The organism is Nocardioides sp. dk884 (genome assembly GCF_009557055.1).
GTDB lineage: Bacteria > Actinomycetota > Actinomycetes > Propionibacteriales > Nocardioidaceae > Nocardioides.
Genome location: NZ_CP045649.1, coordinates 103,317 through 118,313 on the forward strand (window position 1 = coordinate 103,317; position 14,997 = coordinate 118,313).

The following is a 14,997-nucleotide window of genomic DNA, read 5'->3' on the forward strand; positions in this document are numbered from 1 at the left end:
CGCCCAACTCAACCGGGCAGTCAGGGGGGAGGGGCTCAGACGGTGAGCAGGATCTTGCCGGTGTGGGTGCCCTCGGCCATCACGGTGTGGGCGGCGGCGACGTCCGTGAGCGGCATCACCTCGTGCACGATCGGGCGGACGAGACCGTCTGCAACCAGCGGCCACACGTGCTCGACCACGGCGGCGCAGATGGCCGCCTTGTCGGCGGCGGGACGCGAGCGCAGCGAGGTGGCGATCACCGCGGCGCGCTTGTTGAGCAGCCGGGCGATGTCGAGCTCGCCCTTGGTGCCGCCCTGCATGCCGATGATCACGAGCCGACCCTCGGTCGCGAGCGCGGACAGGTTGCGGTTGAGGTACTTGGCGCCCATGTTGTCCAAGATGACGTCCACGCCGTGGCCGTCGGTCTGCTCGCGCACCACCTCCACGAAGTCCTGCTCGCGGTAGTTGATCGTGACGTCGGCGCCGAGCGAGCCGCACAGGCCGAGCTTGTCGGGGGTGCCACCCGTGGTCAGGACCCGCGCCCCGAGCTGGTGGGCGAGCTGGATCGCGAAGGTGCCGATGCCGCCCGCGCCGCCGTGCACCAGCACCGCCTCGCCCGCGGTCAGCCCCGCGACCATGAACAGGTTGGACCACACCGTGCACGCCACCTCGGGGAGCGCCGCGGCGGTCACCAGGTCGATGCCGGCCGGCACCGGCATCAGCTGCCCGGCCGGTACGGCGACCAGCTCGGCGTACCCGCCGCCGGCGAGCAGCGCGCAGACCTCGTCGCCCACCTGCCAGCCCTCGACGCCCTCGCCGAGCGCGGCCACGCGGCCGCTGCACTCCAGGCCGATGATGTCGGAGGCGCCGGGCGGCGGCGGGTAGAAGCCCTGCCGCTGGAGGGTGTCGGCGCGGTTGACGGCCGTCGCGACGACCTCGACCAGCACCTCGCCGGGGCCCGCGACGGGGTCGGGCACCTCCCCGACCGACAGGACCTCGGGACCACCATCTCGATCAGCCACCACAGCACGCATGGGCCCCACCCTAGGGACCGCGGTCTGACTCAGACCTCGAAGGTCTCGCCGACGTGGTCGACGGTGCTGTCGTCGGGGATCGGGTCGTCGACGTCGTCGGGGTCCTGGGCGCCCGCCGGGCGTTCCCAGTTCTCGGCGAGCAGCTGCGCGCGGGCGGCGAGCGCCTCCACGCCCTCGGCGTCGGCGCCCTGGCTGCCTGCGGCCAGCCCGAGCAGGTACGCGGTCACGGGGGCGGCCGGGCGCTCGACGCTGTGCGCCACGACGCGGGCCAGGTCGAGCACCAGGCCCTCGTCGATCTCCGCGTCGTCGAGGTCCAGGGCATCGGCCAGCTCATCGATCCAGTCGTGCAGATTCACGCCCCCACCTTCGCCGTCGACCGCGGGCGCCGCAAGCCCGGCGCCGCTCAGTGCGGCGGCAGGTCCGCCCAGGTGTCGACGTCGTGGTGCTCCCCCTCGACAGCGCGCACGTCGACGAGGTCGAGGGGGGCCAGCAGCCGGTGCAGCGCCATCCCGTGCTGGTCCCCGTCGGGTGGCCGGATGCCGTCCAGCGCGGCCGTGGCGAGCACCAGCGCCAGGTGCCCGCGACCGGTGTCGTCGACCAACCGGGCCCCGTCGTGCCCTTCCGCCGCCGCGCGCAGCCGGGTGACGGTGGCGTCGGTGACCGCCGGCATGTCCACGGCGAGGACCGCGACGTACGCCGGCAGACGCTCCCCGGCCAGCGCGTCGACGCCGGCGAGCAGTGCCGCCACCGGCCCGCCGTACGCCGGCTCCTCGCGGCAGAACCGCACCGGCCGCGCGGTGGCGACCGGGTCGCCCACCACCACGACCGGCGCCGCGTCGCGCAGCGCGTCGAGCCCGCGGTCGAGCAGGGTGCGGCCGCCGACCTCGAGGGTGGCCTTCTCGACGCCGCCCAGGCGGGTGCCGCGGCCGCCGGCGAGCAGGACGGCGCACAGGTCGGGCCCGGAGCGGGACACGGAGCGGGATGCCGGGCGGGCCACGGCGTCAGTCTCCCACCGGCGTCCACGGCGGCACCTCCCGTGCGGGTGGCACGCTGGATCCGTGACCAGCACTCTGCGCCTCGCCCTCGTCCAAGAAGCCTCCGCCCTCGACCCTGACGTCAACCGGGACCGGCTCGGCGAGCTCGTGCGCCGCGCGGCCACCGCCGGGGACGGCGGGCCGGTGGACCTGGTGGTGCTGCCGGAGGCCTTCGCGCGCGACTTCGGCAAGCCCGGGTCGGACGTGAGCGGGGCCGCGGAGCCGCTCGACGGCCCGTTCGCGACGGCGGTGGACAAGGCGGCCGGGGAGCACGGGACCAGCGTGGTCGCCGGCATGTTCGAGACCGGCGAGGACCCGGACCGGCCGTTCAACACCCTGGTGCTGCGCGGCGCCGCTCGCGCCGACTACCGCAAGATCCACCTCTACGACTCCTTCGGCTACCGCGAGTCCGACCGGCTCACCGCGGGCCCGCTCACGCCCTGCGTGGTGGACGTCGCCGGCTGGCGGGTCGGGCTGCTGACCTGCTACGACCTGCGCTTCCCCGAGCTCGCGCGGGCGCTGGTGGACGCCGGGGCCGAGGTGCTCGTCGTCCCGGCCGCCTGGGTCGCCGGGCCGCGCAAGGTCGACCACTGGCGCACCCTGCTGCGGGCCCGCGCGATCGAGAACACCGTCTTCGTGGCCGCCGCCGGCCAGCCCGGGCCGCGCTACAGCGGCCACTCGATGCTCGTCGACCCGCTGGGCGACGTGCTCGCCGAGGCGGGGGAGGAGGCCGCGATCCTGACCGCCGCCCTGGAGCGCGGGGTGCTCGAGGAGGCGCGGCGTACCAACCCCTCCCTGGCCAACCGGCGACTGTAATCTTTCCTCTCATGTCCCGCGCCGCTCCCCGCCGCCGTGCCGAGCCCCCGGCCCGGTCGCGCCGCTCCGGACCCGGCGCCACCGAGCGCACCGGCCGCGGGCGGCGGCCCCGGCCCCAGGACGGCGGGGTCGGCACCGCGCTGGACGCCGCGATCGAGACCACCGTCGGCGACACCCGGCTCCCGGTGGGGGTGTGGGCGGTCGCGGTCCTGAGCGGCCTCGCCCTGCTGATCGCCGGCACGGTCCCGGTCGGCCCCGGGGTCCTCGGCGAGATCGGGGCGGTGGTCGTGGCGACGGCGTACACCTGGGCGCTCGCGGCGCGCACCGGCGGTCGCCCGATCGTCTTCGGCACCCTCGCCCTGGCCGTCGGCGTGGTGGTGCTGGTCATCGATGAGAACTATCTGCGCACGGGTGCGGCGGTGCTGACCTCCGCGGTGTCCGCGGTGCTCGGGGTGATGATCACGACGCCCACCCGGCGCTTCGTGGAAGCGGCGCGCGAGTGCACCTACGCGGTGCTGGTGGCAGCGGTAGGTGCGTTCGCCACCGTCGCCTTCGAGCCCTCGATCACCCTGCTGCGCTTCGACTACGTCACCCTGGCCCTGGCCCTGGGCGGCGCGTTCGCCGTCGTCTACCGCCTCGGCGCCGGGCTGCACGGCCTGGGACGACGGGGCGCCGCGACCGTCGCGATCGGCGCCGTGCTGCTCGCCGTCACGCTGGTGTACGCCGAGCTGCTGCGGCGCTACGGCGCCTCCGGCCTGGTCGAGTCGCTGCTGGACGGCGTGCGCTGGAGCCGCGACAACCTCGGCGCGTTCCCGCGACCGCTGATGACGATCCTCGGCATCCCCGCCCTGGCCTGGGGCTGCCACATGCGCGCCCGCCGGCGGCAGGGCTGGTGGGTGTGCGCCTTCGGTGTCGCCGCCACGGTGCCGGTGGCGGACGCGCTGATGAACCCCGCCACGAGCCTGCTCGAGGCTGGGCTGTCGGTGGTCTACGGCCTGGTCGTCGGGCTGGTGCTCGGCTATCTGGTGATCCGCGCCGACCTGGCCCTCACCGGCCCTCGCGGCCGCCGCGCCCGACGCGCCGAGGAGGCGCTGGCCGGCCGGCCCGAGCCCGTCCGCACCAGCCCCCTGCTGTGAGTGCGGGAGTACCCGGAAGTAACGGCTAGGTTCGCGGTCATGGCACGCGAACAGCTCACCGAGATCGTCGCCGAGATGGTGGCCAACGTGCTCACCGTGAACGTCTCGGCAGGCGACCGGATCGACGCCGGCGGCACCGTGGTGCTGCTGGAGTCGATGAAGATGGAGATCCCGGTCCTGGTCGAGGCGCCGGGCACGGTCGTCGCGGTGAAGGTCGCGCCGGGCGACGTCGTCCAGGAGGGCGACGTGCTGGTGCAGCTGCGCTGAGCGCCGCTGTGCCGTCGGTGGCGCAGGTGCGCCGGCCTGTTGGCAGAGGGGGCGGGATTCGAACCCGCGGTGGGTCTCCCCACGACCGCTTTCAAGGCGGTTCCGATAGGCCACTCCGGCACCCCTCCACGCGGGTCCCGGGGGACCGCGCGAGGTGAGTCTAGGTGCTGCGCGAGCGGTGGCACGGATTGGCGGGCCGGGGCGCGGGGGAGGGACAATCGGGGTCATGACCGCGCCCGCCGAGCAGTCCCCGACGTACTACCGGATGAACCGGGCGCTGGTCGCCCGTCTCGTGGGCCTCGGGGTGGTGGCGCTCGCGGTCGTCGTCTTCCTGGTGACGGTGGTCGTGGCCCTCGCCGGCCTGCCGACGGCGGTGCTGGTCGTGGTTCTGCTCCTCGGTGCCGCCGCCCTGGCCGGCACGTGGTGGTGGCTGGGTTCGCGCGCCTACGTGCTGCGCTGCGACGCCCGCGGCTACCGAGTGCGGCTGATCCGCGGCGCGGGCGCTCCCGAGGCCGGCTGGCGTGACGTGCAGGACGCCGTCGCCGCCAGCCCGCGGGGCATCCCGTGCGTCGTGCTGCGCCTGCGCGACGGTCGTACGACGACCATCCCCGTCGGCGCGCTCGCGGTCGACCGGGAGACCTTCGTGCAGGAGCTGCGCGGGCACCTGCAGCGCGGCCAGGGGCACCGTCCGCTCGCCTGAGCCGCACCATGGGACACCTCGAGGGTGGCCTGATTGGTCGTGGCGGGCCCGGGGCGGGTAGCCTGTGGCCGCTGTCGGGGAGGCGTCGCCTAGTCCGGTCTATGGCGCCCGCCTGCTAAGCGGGTTTGGGGCTAAAACCCCATCGAGGGTTCAAATCCCTCCGCCTCCGCAGCTGGTCGGCCCCTTCCGGTTCGGGAGGGGCCGACCGCCATTTCGTCCCCGGGGAGCACCGGGGCGCCGGTCTGCATCATCGTGCAATGCAGGTTCTTGAGGCATCGCTGCGGACCTGCGTTCTCGCGTCTGCGCTCCACACTGATCGCGCGGGCCCCGCCCGCGCCTCTCCCCCCGAGAAGTCCCCGAACGCAGACGAGGTCCCCCCCATGAACGTTGCCCGCAAGATCGTCATCACCCTCGCCGCCGCCGGTCTCAGTGCCGGACTGCTGACCGTGACCGCACCTGCCGCGCAGGCAGACACCAGCTGGGGCTGCGGTGGCCTGTGCCGCGTTGCCCCGGGCGGAGGCCGCTGAGGCGGCACCGCCAGGGCGTGACGGGACCTGCTCGCCCCCCACGGGCATCGGTCCCGCCGCAGCCGCCCCTCCCGCGGCCCGTGCGCCCAGTGCGAGGGCGGCGACCCCCTCCCGGGTCGTCGCCCTCGTGGCATGTCCGGGGGCGGCGGGCCGGTGGTTGCTCGTTCCCGCGCAATTGCTGGGAAAAGCACCTGGATCGGGCGGCGAGGTCAATCGGTGGAAGCAACGGTCATGCTGCTGCCGGGTTGGCGAGCAGCTCGGCCAGCGCTTGGGCTGGGGTCCGTAGGTCCAGGGTAGGGCGGGGTCGCTTGTTCAGGGTCGCGGCGATGCGGGCGAGGTCGTCGGCACTGTGGGTTGAGAGGTCGCTGCCCTTCTCTAGCCAGAACCGGAGGAGTCGGTTGGTGTTCTCGTTCGACCCGCGCTGCCAGGGCGAGTGGGGGTCACAGAAGAAGACCGGCATCTCCAAGGCGGCCTCGACATCGCGGTAGTTAGCCAGCTCGCTGCCGCGGTCCCAGGTCAGCGAACGACGCAGATGCACCGGCAGCTGACCCATCTCGCGGATCATCGCCTGGGCCACTGACTCTGCGTCGTGGCGACCGGGCAGGTGCAGCAAGAGCACGAACCGCGTCGAGCGTTCGACCAGGGTCCCGACCGCGGAGCGGTTGCCGGCACCGAGGATCAGGTCACCCTCCCAGTGCCCGGGCACGGCCCGGTCAGCGACCTCGGCGGGGCGTTGGCTGATGGTGAAGGCCTCGCGGTACAGCCCTTTCCTGCGCCCGTCGGGGTCGGCGTGCGGCTTGCGTGCGCGGCGTTTGGTCAGCAGCTGCGCGGCCAGGTCCTTGCGCAGGCTCCCGCGGGTCTGGACATACAACGCCCGGTAGATCGTCTCGTGCGACACACGGGCCATCCTCGCTGCTGGATCGTGACCGGGGTGGGCGTGGCGCAGCATCGACGCGATCAGTCCTGGCGACCACCCGTCGTCCATCCAGGTCTCGATCCGACGACACAGCCCGGGGTTCTCGATCAGCTTGAACGCCTTGGGTCGGCGTCGCCGTTCGTGCGCGACACGATGCGCGATCGGGGCCCAGTAGGAGCCGTCGGGGCCGCGGTTGCGCGCGACCTCGCGAGAGACCACCGACTTGTCGCGCCCGATCAGTGTCGCGATCCGGGTCAACGCCCACCCTGCACGCAACCCTGCCGCGATCACCGCACGGTCCTCGCTGCTCAACGCCCGCCGTCGGCGTGGGCCTTCTTCGGGATTGCGTATCCCTGGCACTCCTACGGGAGCGCTTCCGGGCAGGCCACCGATCGCACCGAATTGGATGACTGGGCTCACAAGCCCCGAGGATCGCCACCAGTACGTCGCGGTTCGATGCGACACACCGACCCGATCCGCGGCAGCCTGCAGCGCGAACCCACCACAGACCAACGCGAAGAACTCCTCACGAACCTCGTACGGCACGTACCGCCTGCCCATCGCAACACCACCATCACTCGGCGTTGCTTCGACCGATGGACTCCGCCGGCCGCGGACGGTGTCTTTCCTAGCAATTGCTGAGTTCCGCGCACCCCGCGCCGACCCTCACAGTCCCGGGTTGTCGCACTCGGGGCAGGCGCCGGCTGCCTGACGTCCCATCCGGTAGCCGAGCTGGAAGCGGGTCTGGGCGTCGTGCTCGTCCTTGAGGTCGGCGACGTAGCCGGCGTACGTGCGCGGGCTGACGCCGAGCCGCTTGGCGCTGACGGCGTCGGGATGACCGGCGATCAGCATCCGGATGGTCATCGCGCGCTGCTCGGTGGCGATGTCGGCCAGCGTCGTGGACTCGGAGTTGCCGAAGGTGCGACCCCGCTCCCAGGTGCGCTCGAAGATGTCGACGAGGTAGGCCACCACCGAGGGCTCGCGCACCACGACCGCGGTGGAGAGGTCCTCGCCGGCCGGGATGACCGCGACCCGGCGGTCGCACACGATCATTCGGTTGAAGAACTCATCGAGGGTGCGCACCTCGGCCCCGCGCTGGGTCACCGCGTCGACGTACTGACGAGTGACGGCGCTGCGCCGCGCGCTGTGCTGGTACAGCGTGCGCATCCGGGCGCCGCGCTCGAGCATCGCGGTGTCGCGCAGCGCGGCGGCGGCCAGCGCCTGCGGGTCGCGGCCGGCCTGCGGCTGGGCGGTGAGCATCTCCTGCTCGCACTCGCTCACCAGCTCGGTCAGGAACACCCCGATCGCGCCCTCGTGCAGATAGGTGAACGGGCCGCGCTCCGGACTCGAGGGGGCGCGTCGCCAGGTCTGGCTCAGCGCCGCGAAGGTGCGCGACCACTCGGCGGACTCCTGGAGGAGCCGTGCGCCCTCCTGGCTGAGCGGGGAGACCACGCGGGCGTGGCCGGCGGCCGGGTCCTGCGGGACCCACCGCGCGTCGCCCTCGTCGAGACTGTCCAGGCGCAGCAGGCCCAGGTCGACCAGCAGGTCGAACTCGGCGCGGTGTGCGCCCGCGGGTGTGATGCGGGGGTCATCGACCGGGATCCCCCCGCGCGCGAGCGCCGCGTCGTACAGCTGGGCGGCGGCGTCCTCGAGCAGTGCGCGCTGCTGCGGACCGAAGCTGGTCAATCGGTTCCCTCCCGGCAGGTTCCTTGCGGCTCCATACCCCCCGTGGTCATCGTCGCACAGCGACGCGGATGCCCGATTTCGTCCTCGCCGAGACCGTCGGCTATTGTCTTCTTGTCGCTCGGCAACGAGGACGGGCGCCTGTAGCTCAACGGATAGAGCATCTGACTACGGATCAGAAGGTTTGGGGTTCGAATCCCTACAGGCGCACAGATCGGATCCACCGCATGACCTGCGCAAACAGGTTGAGAGGCCCGTCTCCCGGACAGGGACGCGGGCCTTCTGCGTCTCAGAAACTGGCTCAAAAACTCTCCGCCGGCCGCGCGGCGCGCCCCGACGGCTCGGGTCGCGTCCCCCCGCCGCGTCCCCCCGCGTCCCCCCGGCCTGGTGATCGCCGGGGACCGGTCGCCGCACCTGGGTGGCCCATGGAGACCAACACCCACCCCCGCCCCCTGACCACGACCGCGGCCGACACGCTGCTGCTCACCCTCGACGAGGCCGCCCGCCAGCTGTGCTGCGCCCGGCGTAGTGTCGAGCGCCACGTCGCCAACCACCGGCTGCGTGTCGTCCACCTCGGGCGCTCCGTGCGCGTGGAGCGCCGCGAGCTCGAGCGGTTCATCGTCCAGATGCGAGACCAGGACGCAGAGGTCCGCGATGAGTAGGCCACGCAAGCCCGCCGAGCAGACCACCTCCACGCTCTACCGCGGCGCCGACGGGCACTGGCACGCCCGCGTGACGATGGGCCGGCGCCCCGACGGCGGCACCGCGCGCAAGCACGTGCAGCGCGCGACGAAGGCCGAGCTGCGCGAGGCGGTCCGCGACCTCGAGCGTCGCCGCGACGCCGGCACCTACGTGTGGACCCGGGACGACGTCACGCTGGGTCAGTGGCTCGAGCACTGGCTGGAGTCCGTGCTGCCGATGACGGCGCGGTGGAAGACGCTGTCGACCTACCGCAGCCAGATGCGCGTCCACGTCATCCCCGCCCTCGGCCAGTGGCGACTCAGCGAGCTGCGCCCCGAGCACCTCGAGGAGCACTACCGGCGGATGCAGACCGAGGGCCACTCGACGCACGTCATCCGCGCGGTCCACCGCGTCCTGCGTTCCGCGCTGAACGAGGCGGTACGCCGCCGCCGGCTCGCCCTCAACCCGGCCCTGGTCGCGCGGCCGCCACGCGCCGAGGACGTCGAGGTCGAGCCACTCTCGGTCGAGGAGAGCCGCCGGGTCCTGGTCGCGGCCCGGTTCACGCTGCACCCAGCTCGCTGGTCGATCGCCCTCTCCCTCGGCCTGCGCCAGGGCGAGGCACTCGGACTCCTCTGGTCCGACGTCGACCTCGACGACGGCGTCCTCCGGGTCCGCCGGTCGGTCCAGCGCCACACCTGGGCGCACGGCTGCTCGGCTGCGGACGGCACGCCCTCCTGCGGGCGAAAGCGAGGCGCGGAGTGCGACCACCGCACCGGTGGCGGCCTGCAGCTGGTCGAACCCAAGACGAAGGCGTCGAAGCGGACCATCGTGCTTCCCGATCCGCTCGTCGACGAGCTGCGGACTCATCGCGCGGCCGTGCACCGCCAACGCCTCGCCGCCGGATCCGAGTGGGACGGCACCCACGACCTCGTGTTCCCGGCCCGAAGCGGTGGGCTCATCGACCCAGCCCGCGACCACACCGAGTGGAAGGCCCTCCTCCAACGAGCCGGCGTCCGGGAGGTCCGCCTCCACGACGCCCGGCACACCGCCGCGACCCTCCTGCTCTTGCAGAACGTCGACATCCGCACCGTCATGTCCATCATGGGCTGGACCGAGATGGCCACCGCCCAGCGCTACACCCACGCCGTCGACGAGCTACGACGCCGCGCCGCGCGACAGATGGGCGCGCTCCTCTGGGACGAACAGGTCGGAACGTGAACCTGGCCGCAATCTCCGGCGGAGCGATCGATCGAGGCAAGGGGCAATCCGGCTCCCCTCTGTTGTCAACCGGTGCTGGCGAGGGTTCCGACCGGTTGGCTCTTCCGCGTGCCGGGTGGTGCGGCGTAGCGTCGGGTCTGCGGGTCCGGGAGTGGCTGATCCGAAGTGTCGATGTGCGGGGGTAGGTCGACCGCGCTGGATTCTTGAGACGCCCCGCAGTGCCCTCCCGGGTCCGCGCCTTCGGCTCGGACAGCGTCGGTGACGAGCTGCTTGTAGATGGCATCTGAGATGCGTCGCTTGAGGCAGCGGAGTGCTTCTTGGGGCTTCTTGCCGTCGGCGCGTTTGCGCCGGTAGTAGGCGCGGCCTTCGGTGTCGAGCCGGAGTTGGGTGACCGCGGCGATGTGGATCATGTGGTTGACCCGGCGGTTCCCGGCGCGGGAGAGACGGTGCCGGTTCTGCTCACCAGACGAGGCGTCCAGCGGCGCGGTACCGGTCCAGGACGCGAACCGATTGCGGTCAGCGAACCTGGCGACGTCTCCGACATCGGCGAGGATCCTGGCGGCCACCACAGCACCGACACCGTGGATGTCCATCAGCCGTGATTCCCGCGCCAGGACCATCGCCTTCAACTCGGCAGTGGCCTTCTTGATCTTCGCCTCGACCGCGATCAACTCGGCCAGCTCTTCGGCAGCGATGCGGCGACGGGTCTTCCCGGCGATGTCGCGCGGGCGAACGGTGGCCAGCATCGCCTTGGCCTGACCAGTGGTGATGTCGCGTTTGGCCTGGCCAGGCAGGAGTTCTGCGAGTAGCGCCTGGAGTCGGCACACGGTCTGAACACGACGCCGGGTGAGGGCTTCGCGGCGATCGGCCAGCATCCGCATCGCCTCGAGCTCGCCGTCGACCTTGAGCACCCGCAGGTTCGTCGTGCGCACGGCTACGACCGCGACCGCGTGTGCGTCGTGGGCGTCGGTCTTGCGGTTGTGGCCGGTGTCGAAGAGCCGGACACGGACAGCAAGCTTCGCGGGCACGTCGACGACATGTTCGCCGGCTTCGAGGAGACGCTGGGCAAGTGGACGACCCGCGCCGTTGGCGCCTTCGACCGCCCACAGGCGCTTCGGCCACGTCTTGGCGTAGGCACGCATGGCGGCGTAGCCAGCCTGGTCGGTGCTGAAGCGACCGGATCCGAGGAGATGCTCGTGCTGGTCGACGACCTCGATCGTCGCGGACAGCTTGTGGGGATCGACCCCGATAACGACATGGTCCATGCGTTGCTCCCGCCTGTGCTCGTACCGATGTGGACGGCGAGGTGGGCATTGCTACTACGAGCTGGGCAGTCCCCTCTTGAGCCACGCCTCGTCAGCGGTGCCCGGTGGGCTGCAAACCGGAATCGAGCCACACCCGCGGACGGGTGGGCAGCCCAAAAGAGAGCAAGCCCGCCGGGCACCTGGACCGAGTCTGGCCGGACGCCGGTCCTACGGGAATCCTCTAGTAGCCCAGATAGACGCACATGGTCGCGCTACGGCGTCGCTGGACCGTTCTCCGTGGCGTGGTTCACGGCCAACAGTGGCTCCTGCGCTGCTGTCGTAGTGGATGACTACGTTGCCGGCGCGGACATCACCGACGACCGCGATCAGGGGTGTTGATGCCGCCGCGTGCGCCAAGCGGTGCCTCGACATCGGCCCCGATGTCGTCGCGACGCGTGATCCCCTGAACGCGTCCTTGTCGCTCTGAGGACCACCGGAAGTCAGGCCGTGTCAACCTCTCGCTGGGAGACCAAGATCTTCTCGGATCTGCTTGTCGTACAGGCCTCCTGCCGTCGCCCATTGATAGGTGATGGCCTGGATCGCTTCATAGAACTCCGACAGGTCCCACCCCATCCCGGAGTTCATGCGGGTGCTGAGCTCCGCTAGGACAAACAGGCTCGGCAGGGTGTGCCAGGCGACAGCTTCAGTGCGTTGCCAAGGCTTGAGCTTGTGTGGGAGGACGTGCTCGTCAGGCAACAGGGAGCCCGTGGCGGCTCGAGAGTGAGCGACCGCGGAAAGGGAGCGCCACATGGACCGCCCTAGATCCGGCAGTAGCTCATCGAGCAGCCGTGCGGTGGAGTCACGCTGAGAGCGCCCTTCCGCCAGGATCACCGGGGCGAGATACTTCCGTGCTGGCTGGGTCACCTTCATGCCCAACAGCGTCGCGAACGCCATGAGTTCTTGAATCTCTAGCTCATCCTCACCCTCATGACCATCAACAGGCCCGCCCATGAGCGATTCGGTCAAGTCCTGAAAGTGCAGGTTGAGCGTCCGCCGAAGTCGCTCTTCCCTCGTGACCGTCTCGTCTACGAGGTAGCAGCCCATAGCTGCGGCTTCCAGTGCGGACCGTGCCAGCGTGATCGGTGCTCGGAGATGGTCGGCACTGCTGACAAGCGTCCCGATTGCTGAGAGGTTGTCGATCACCGTATTCAGACAACGCTTGAGGTGGTCGACCCGCCACGAACTCGGGTTGCGGGTCGGGTTGGTACCGAGCCATTGCAGACTGACCGGCTTCTGAGCGGCGCAAAACTCCAGCACGTAGGGCTGAAGCCAGTCGTAGTCTGCTTCGCAGGTGCTGCCTGCCAACGGATACCACTCGTAGGTCTGCTCGGGTTCCTCGCTTCGCGCTTCGGCAGCCTCAACTCGGTAGGCGTCGAGAAACTCGTAGAACAGCCCGATGAGGGTCTTCATCGAATCCGCTAGCTCGGGCGCACTTGGGCGTGCAGCGACCACCTGGGCGTGGTCCGCCCCGCTCCTCGCCAGGTCGTCTAGAAACTTCCTTGCGTCGAACTCTGCCTCGTCTTCCACGAGGTTGACGCTAACTGCCGACGCCGACAAAACCTGCTGGCCGTGTGACCCACAGACCGAGCCACCACGCACCTGGGACGTGGTCTCCACACCGCCGACAGCCCCGGAACCGCGAGAACTGTTCCGCCCGCGGAGCAGGTCGGGGGGCGCCTGAAGGGTGGTGCGCCGCCAGCGCGGACCTTCGTCGATCTATGTGCGCGTTTAGGCCGAAACGAAGCCGGCGGTCGTGGTGTCGAGCCAAAGGTCGCCGTCGGCGGACAGTAGCTCATCAAAAGACTCGGGCCTCGGGGCTGAAACGGTAGCTCGAACGCGCCCCTTTCCGCCGAGAGCCGAGGACATCGGCCCGGCCGAAACCCGTGCAGCGACCTTGCATCATGGCTATACTCCCCCAGTTGTCGAGAGGTGAGGGCTGGATCATTGAGTACAAAGAACAACGGCGCTCGTCGCGAATCGGAACTCGGCATCACGGCTCCGGATTTGCCGATTAATGATCTTGATCCTGTTCGGATGCGGGTGGAGTGGCTCACTTCTCATGAGGGTAAGCGGTGGCCGCGAGTCGCGGCATTGGTGGGCGGGGTAATCGCGGTAGTCGGAGCGCTTTCCGGCGTCTTGATCTGGTGGCTGCTTGAGAGTGGCGGGCTCTATCCCGACTACGACGCGACTGACGCCGTCAAGGCCAGTCTCGCCGGTCTTGCGATCGCGTCATGTGCCGTGATTTACGCCGTGAATTTCGTGCGCCTGTCTTACCGTCGTCGATTCGAGGACAGCAAGATGCTGCTCGAATCGCGTGGAGCCCTGGACGAGGCAGAGGCGCAATTCGTCGACGACACGACCGAAACCGGCTTTCAGAGTCTCTGGTCTGTGACTCAGCGCCGACTGGACTACTACCACCAGATCGCTACAAGCCAGTCGCGCCAGAGTTTCATCTACGGGCAGGTTGCAGCTGGGCTCGGGCTCGCCATCGTCTTGCTATGCGCAGTTCTGGCGGCCGCTGCAGACTCGACAGCCGCCAGCGTCTCGTCTGCGCTCCTGGGGGCGGCGGGGGCTGGACTTGCCGGTTACATCGGCGCGACCTTCATGAGGTCTCAAGACATCGCTGCTCAGCAGCTCCGTGCCTACTTTTCGCAACCTCTTGAGTTCTCACGGTTCCTCGCGGCAGAGCGTCTCTTGAGCTCGATCGATGATGCGTCCGCGCGGGAGGCGGCAACCGTCCAACTCGTCGCAGCGATAGCTGCTGGCACGAGTTCGCCGACCGACTGAGTCATACCGCCGCGTTCGGCCGCCCAGATCACCGCGCTGAAAGGCTCGCCTCCGCCTACGCTCCCAAGCATGACGCTCACGCTCGTTCTCGCAGCATCCGACGGGTTCTTGGCACTTGCTGATGGGCTGAGGGTCAAGCCGACCGATGATCCGGACAGACCGCAGCTTGTTCGTGATGACGACATTAAGCTGCACACCGTTCCAAACAGCCCCGCCCTGGTGCTCTCCTCGGGCCGCGCGACCTATGACGCGGTGCCTGTAGCCGTGATCCTGACGGAGGTCCTTGAGTTGTTTGTGACGTCACGCTCGAATGGAGCAGTCGATGATGTGCCGGCGGCCCTCGACCTAGAGGCCGTCGCCCGAGCGTGCGCGGAGCGACTGACCGCCGAAGACCTGGCGACGCCGAGCCAACACAGCGCGGGACTGCTGGTCGTTGGGTTCGAGTTGGGAGAGCTCGCAGCCTTCCGTGTCGACGTCCCGGCTCGGGATTTTGGTGACGGCCGCGGAATGTCCTCAGTGCGTCCAGTACCTATCGATCCGCTGGTTCCAGTGCTCGCGAACCCCGCCGAATCCGAGACCGGCGCGATGGTGCTGCTCGGCCTAGACTCCTACGCGGATTTCCTCGCTGACGACGCGGACGACGCGGTCCCAGCTAGAGACGCGGGCTACCGATTCGCTGGGATGTCCCTGGCCGAACTTCGGCCTGCTGCGATCCACCGGCTCGGCGCCTGGTTCAGTGCCAACTCAGACATGGCCGCTAGCGATGGCGTAGGAGGGTTGTGGTCGATCGCTGAAGTCCGGAGGCATGGGGCAGTTGATGTTGAACACGGCCTGAGGCCCTTCGACTAACGGCCGGGCCACTGAACCCGGGCGTCGCTATGCCGCTCCAAGTTGACCGGCCGCCGCGACTCCGAC

The 14,997-nt window shown here is 70.2% G+C and carries 16 protein-coding genes and 3 tRNA genes; 11 read left to right on the plus strand and 8 right to left on the minus strand.

All coding sequences use genetic code 11. From position 1 onward, the window contains the following. Positions 1-35: 35 nt before the first annotated feature. The 3 genes from GFH29_RS00495 to mobA are packed head-to-tail and all read right to left on the minus strand — an operon-like array spanning position 36 to position 2,010. Positions 36-1,013: an NAD(P)H-quinone oxidoreductase gene (locus GFH29_RS00495; protein WP_153321558.1), complete on the minus strand. Its 978-nt coding sequence runs from the start codon at positions 1,011-1,013 to the stop codon at positions 36-38. Between the two features lie 29 nt (positions 1,014-1,042). Continuing rightward, the gene (locus tag GFH29_RS00500; RefSeq protein WP_153321559.1) at positions 1,043-1,369 is read right to left on the minus strand and encodes a DUF6457 domain-containing protein; all 327 of its coding nucleotides are present in this window, start codon (positions 1,367-1,369) and stop codon (positions 1,043-1,045) included. A gap of 47 nt (positions 1,370-1,416) precedes the next feature. After that, complete coding sequence (gene mobA / locus GFH29_RS00505; protein WP_228387670.1) at positions 1,417-2,010, minus strand: molybdenum cofactor guanylyltransferase; 594 nt, start codon at positions 2,008-2,010, stop codon at positions 1,417-1,419. A gap of 61 nt (positions 2,011-2,071) precedes the next feature. On the opposite strand from mobA, the gene GFH29_RS00510 reads away from it, so the two are divergent. From GFH29_RS00510 to GFH29_RS00520, 3 genes are read left to right on the plus strand one after another with little or no spacing between them, the layout of a single operon-like run. Then, complete coding sequence (locus GFH29_RS00510; protein WP_228387671.1) at positions 2,072-2,863, plus strand: carbon-nitrogen hydrolase family protein; 792 nt, start codon at positions 2,072-2,074, stop codon at positions 2,861-2,863. A gap of 11 nt (positions 2,864-2,874) precedes the next feature. Then, complete coding sequence (locus GFH29_RS00515; protein WP_153321560.1) at positions 2,875-3,999, plus strand: hypothetical protein; 1,125 nt, start codon at positions 2,875-2,877, stop codon at positions 3,997-3,999. 39 nt (positions 4,000-4,038) lie between these two features. Next, a complete protein-coding gene (locus GFH29_RS00520) occupies positions 4,039-4,266 on the plus strand; it encodes a biotin/lipoyl-binding carrier protein (RefSeq protein WP_153321561.1) in 228 nt (75 codons plus the stop codon). Positions 4,267-4,306: 40 nt separating this feature from the next. On the opposite strand, the gene GFH29_RS00525 is transcribed toward GFH29_RS00520, so the two are convergent. After that, positions 4,307-4,394: transfer RNA gene (locus GFH29_RS00525), tRNA-Ser, on the minus strand. A 98-nt stretch (positions 4,395-4,492) separates the two neighbouring features. Here GFH29_RS00525 and GFH29_RS00530 point away from each other — a divergent pair. From GFH29_RS00530 to GFH29_RS00540, 3 genes are all read left to right on the plus strand, one after another. Next, positions 4,493-4,966, plus strand: coding sequence for a hypothetical protein (locus GFH29_RS00530; RefSeq protein WP_153321562.1), 474 nt, complete (start codon positions 4,493-4,495; stop codon positions 4,964-4,966). Positions 4,967-5,044: 78 nt separating this feature from the next. Next, a tRNA-Ser gene (locus tag GFH29_RS00535) sits at positions 5,045-5,135 on the plus strand. Between the two features lie 211 nt (positions 5,136-5,346). Next, a complete protein-coding gene (locus GFH29_RS00540) occupies positions 5,347-5,493 on the plus strand; it encodes a hypothetical protein (RefSeq protein WP_153321563.1) in 147 nt (48 codons plus the stop codon). Between the two features lie 229 nt (positions 5,494-5,722). Here GFH29_RS00540 and GFH29_RS00545 read toward each other — a convergent pair whose 3' ends face one another. After that, complete coding sequence (locus GFH29_RS00545) at positions 5,723-6,721, minus strand: IS30 family transposase (protein ID WP_267128520.1); 999 nt, start codon at positions 6,719-6,721, stop codon at positions 5,723-5,725. 354 nt (positions 6,722-7,075) lie between these two features. After that, the gene (locus GFH29_RS00550) at positions 7,076-8,095 is read right to left on the minus strand and encodes a LuxR family transcriptional regulator (RefSeq protein WP_153321565.1); all 1,020 of its coding nucleotides are present in this window, start codon (positions 8,093-8,095) and stop codon (positions 7,076-7,078) included. Between the two features lie 134 nt (positions 8,096-8,229). Between GFH29_RS00550 and GFH29_RS00555 the strand changes: the two genes are divergently transcribed. The 3 genes from GFH29_RS00555 to GFH29_RS00565 all read left to right on the plus strand — a co-directional run bounded on the left by GFH29_RS00555 (position 8,230) and on the right by GFH29_RS00565 (position 9,991). Continuing rightward, positions 8,230-8,302: transfer RNA gene (locus GFH29_RS00555), tRNA-Arg, on the plus strand. A 215-nt stretch (positions 8,303-8,517) separates the two neighbouring features. Continuing rightward, entirely contained in the window at positions 8,518-8,754 is a 237-nt protein-coding gene (locus GFH29_RS20375; RefSeq protein WP_194289113.1) for a helix-turn-helix domain-containing protein, read from the plus strand. After that, a complete protein-coding gene (locus GFH29_RS00565) occupies positions 8,747-9,991 on the plus strand; it encodes a tyrosine-type recombinase/integrase (RefSeq protein WP_153321567.1) in 1,245 nt (414 codons plus the stop codon). The genes GFH29_RS20375 and GFH29_RS00565 overlap by 8 nt, the downstream gene beginning before the upstream one ends. Before the next feature lie 65 nt (positions 9,992-10,056). On the opposite strand, the gene GFH29_RS00570 is transcribed toward GFH29_RS00565, so the two are convergent. Next, positions 10,057-11,256 (minus strand): IS110 family transposase, encoded by a 1,200-nt coding sequence (locus tag GFH29_RS00570; protein ID WP_228387672.1) that lies wholly within the window; start codon positions 11,254-11,256, stop codon positions 10,057-10,059. Between the two features lie 489 nt (positions 11,257-11,745). Continuing rightward, positions 11,746-12,822, minus strand: coding sequence for a hypothetical protein (locus GFH29_RS00575; protein WP_153321568.1), 1,077 nt, complete (start codon positions 12,820-12,822; stop codon positions 11,746-11,748). Between the two features lie 417 nt (positions 12,823-13,239). Between GFH29_RS00575 and GFH29_RS00580 the strand changes: the two genes are divergently transcribed. Both GFH29_RS00580 and GFH29_RS00585 read left to right on the plus strand, forming a co-directional pair. After that, positions 13,240-14,082, plus strand: a complete 843-nt coding sequence (locus GFH29_RS00580) for a hypothetical protein (protein WP_153321569.1) — start codon at positions 13,240-13,242, stop codon at positions 14,080-14,082. Between the two features lie 69 nt (positions 14,083-14,151). Then, complete coding sequence (locus GFH29_RS00585) at positions 14,152-14,931, plus strand: hypothetical protein (RefSeq protein ID WP_153321570.1); 780 nt, start codon at positions 14,152-14,154, stop codon at positions 14,929-14,931. Positions 14,932-14,997: the final 66 nt, after the last annotated feature.

Bases quoted from the DNA above. Each gene is read 5' to 3' on its own strand.
- GFH29_RS00495 (WP_153321558.1), bottom strand. From the start codon at position 1,013: ATGCGTGCTGTGGTGGCTGATCGAGATGGTGGTCCCGAGGTCCTGTCG.
- GFH29_RS00570 (WP_228387672.1), bottom strand. From the start codon at position 11,256: ATGGACCATGTCGTTATCGGGGTCGATCCCCACAAGCTGTCCGCGACG.
- GFH29_RS00520 (WP_153321561.1), top strand. From the start codon at position 4,039: ATGGCACGCGAACAGCTCACCGAGATCGTCGCCGAGATGGTGGCCAAC.
- GFH29_RS00565 (WP_153321567.1), top strand. From the start codon at position 8,747: ATGAGTAGGCCACGCAAGCCCGCCGAGCAGACCACCTCCACGCTCTAC.
- GFH29_RS00515 (WP_153321560.1), top strand. From the start codon at position 2,875: ATGTCCCGCGCCGCTCCCCGCCGCCGTGCCGAGCCCCCGGCCCGGTCG.
- GFH29_RS20375 (WP_194289113.1), top strand. From the start codon at position 8,518: ATGGAGACCAACACCCACCCCCGCCCCCTGACCACGACCGCGGCCGAC.
- GFH29_RS00585 (WP_153321570.1), top strand. From the start codon at position 14,152: ATGACGCTCACGCTCGTTCTCGCAGCATCCGACGGGTTCTTGGCACTT.
- GFH29_RS00540 (WP_153321563.1), top strand. From the start codon at position 5,347: ATGAACGTTGCCCGCAAGATCGTCATCACCCTCGCCGCCGCCGGTCTC.
- GFH29_RS00530 (WP_153321562.1), top strand. From the start codon at position 4,493: ATGACCGCGCCCGCCGAGCAGTCCCCGACGTACTACCGGATGAACCGG.